The sequence below is a fragment of the Bradyrhizobium zhengyangense genome (assembly GCF_022012555.1).
GTDB lineage: Bacteria > Pseudomonadota > Alphaproteobacteria > Rhizobiales > Xanthobacteraceae > Bradyrhizobium > Bradyrhizobium zhengyangense.
This window is the reverse complement of record NZ_JAKLTZ010000062.1, coordinates 1-2,715: the sequence shown is the minus strand read 5'-3', so window position 1 is coordinate 2,715 and position 2,715 is coordinate 1. Positions and strand designations below refer to the sequence as shown.

The window sequence follows — 2,715 nt, the reverse complement described above, 5'->3', positions numbered from 1 at the left end:
TACCGATATGAAGTCGCCCGTGGATTCCGAGACGATGTCGCCCACCTTTCCGATTTGATCTCGCCCAGCGGCGAGGCGTTCTGGCCGGCTGGTTCTCTGGCATCGGTCAAGCCGCGCGGTCAATCTGTAATCGCGACTTCAACCTTTTTTCTTCTTCTGCGGTTGCTGTGGACATGTGGGCAACGCGATTGCGTTGTCCAAGCGCAGCGGCATGTCCACAGCGCTCAGGTCTTTCGGGCGGATTGCCGGGTTCGGCGCAGGCTCTCACCGGTGAGGTCGAGCCGATGGGCATTGTGGACGAGGCGATCGAGCACGGCGTCGGCATAGGTGGGATCTCCAATGAGCAGATGCCATTGGTCCACGGGGAGCTGGCTGGTGACGATTGTGGAGCGATGACCGTAGCGATCTTCGAGGATTTCCAGGAGGTCGTGACGGGCGCCGGCATCGAGCGGCTCGAGCCCCCAATCATCGAGGATCAGCAGATCGACACGGCCAAGGCCGCGCAACAGGCGTGGGTGACGACCGTCGCCGCGGGCGAGCGCCAGATCGTCGAACAGGCGCGGGACGCGCTGATAGAGCACGGAGCGATTGTCGCGACAGGCCTTGTGGCCGAGCGCCGAGGCGAGCCAACTCTTGCCGACGCCTGCCGGGCCGCAGATCAGGAGATTGACGTGGTCGTCGATCCAACGGCCCTCGACAAGCTTGGCGAACAGCGGGCGGTCGAGACCGCGCGGGGTGCGATAGTCGATGTCCTCGACGCAAGCCTGCTGGCGCAGCTTGGCGTAGCGCAGGCGAGTGGCGAGCCGTTTGTCGTGCCGCAGCGAGGCTTCACGTTCGAGCAGCAGAGCAAGCCATTCGGCGTGACCGAGGCTGCCAGCCTCACCGGCGGCTTCGATGTCGGCGAAGGCCTTGGCCATGCCGTGGAGGCCGAGGGCGTTGAGGCGGTCGAGGGTCGGATGGGTGAGCAAGGGACGGTCTCCTAATTGTAGTAGCGCGGTCCGCGGATGTTGGCATGCAGGATCGGCGCATCGTCCGCGGAGCGCTGGTGAGCGGGACGCCGATCGAGATTGTTGGCGAGGATCGACTTGACCGAGCCATAGGTGCGCGCGCCGATGTCGATCGCCCGCGCAGCCGCCGCGTCCAGCCGTTCGCGCCCATAGGAGGCGGCGAGCCTGAGGATGCCGAGGCAGGCGCGGAAGCCTTGTTCGGGGTGCGAGCGCTCGTCGAGAATGAGGTCGCACAATGCGCTGGTTGCCGGCCCGATCGCGGCGGCGTCCTGACGGATACGCCCGATAGTCCAGCCGGCGTAGCGCCGATGGCTGGAGGCCATGTGCTCCGGCACGGTGGTGTGCTTATGATTGCCACTCATGCGCTGATGCGCGGCAATCCGCTCGCCCTTGTGGAAGATCTCGACGGTGCGGGCGGTGAACCGCACCTCGACCTCGGCACGCGCGAAGCGATGCGGAACGCTGTAATAATGCTTCTCCACCTCGACGTGGTAGTCGAGGCTGACGCGGCGGATCCGCCACTCAGCGAGCACGTAGGGGCTCGCCGGCAACGGCTTGAGCGCCGGCCGGTCGATCTCCTCGAGCAGCCGGCGGCGCGTCACGCCGAGCCGCCGGATCGGCCGCTCCTCGTTGAGCCTGGTGAGCAACTCGCCGATCGCTGCGTTGACCTCGGCGAGGCTGTAGAAGACGCGGTGGCGTAGGCGGCCGAGCAGCCAGCGCTCGATGATGAGGACGGCCTGCTCGACCTTGGCCTTGTCGCGCGGCTTGCGAGGTCGCGCCGGCAAGACGGCCGTGCCGTAATGCGCGGCCATCTCCGCATAGGTGCGATTGATCTGCGGGTCGTAGAGGCTCGCCTTGATGACTGCGACTTTGGTGTTGTCAGGCACCAAGAGCGCCGGGACGCCGCCGATCGCCGCGAAGGCGCCAACATGGGCGCTGATCCAGTCGGCGAGCCCCTGCGTCCACGTCGCCTGCGCGTAGGTGAAGCTCGAGGCGCCGAGCACGGCGACGAAGATCTGCGCCGTCCTCCGCTCGCCGGTGAGGCGGTCGACCACCACAGGCACGCCGTCGCCCGCGTAGTCGACGAACAGCTTGTCGCCGGCCGCGTGCGCCTGGCGCATCGTCACCGACAGGCGTCCCTCCCAGGCGCGATAAAGCTCGCAGAAGCGCGAGTACCGGTATCCGCCGGGCTCGGCGCCGATGTACTCCTCCCACAGGATCGAGAGCGTCACGTGCTTCCGCTTGAGCTCGCGGTGCACCGCCGCCCAGTCGGGCTCGGCGATGCGGCGATGACCCTGCCGGTTACCGTTGCCGGTCTTGGCGAACAGGCGGGCCTCCAGGGCCGCGTCCGTGAGTTCGTCGGGCAACGGCCAGCTCAGGCCTGCGGCCTCGAACCGCCGGATGGTTAGCCGCACTGTCGAGGGCGCCGCTCCCATCCGCCGAGCAATCTCGCGGCTCGGCAGCCCAGCCGCCTTCATCCTGATCACATCGCGCACACGGCGCATCGCAAGCCTCTCCGTCGGCATCCAGGGTCCCCCTTCGCAAAACCGAAAGGTTGACCCTATGGGAGCCAGAAGAGGTCTCGTCACCCGGGCGACATCATCCCGGAATGGTGGGCGACATCATCTCGGAACGGGTGGGCGACTTCAAATCGGAATGGTGGGCGAGATCATCTCGGAATCCTGGGCGACATCGATCGGAATCCGCA

The 2,715-nt window shown here is 66.6% G+C and carries 2 protein-coding genes; both read right to left on the bottom strand.

Features of this window, described 5'->3' with window-relative positions; genetic code table 11:
• Positions 1-224 precede the first annotated feature (224 nt).
• Positions 225-968, bottom strand: a complete 744-nt coding sequence (gene istB, locus L6639_RS42790) for an IS21-like element helper ATPase IstB (protein WP_012041725.1) — start codon at positions 966-968, stop codon at positions 225-227.
• Between the two features lie 11 nt (positions 969-979).
• Positions 980-2,512 (bottom strand): IS21 family transposase, encoded by a 1,533-nt coding sequence (gene istA, locus L6639_RS42785; protein WP_083780767.1) that lies wholly within the window; start codon positions 2,510-2,512, stop codon positions 980-982.
• Between the last annotated feature and the right edge of the window lie 203 nt (positions 2,513-2,715).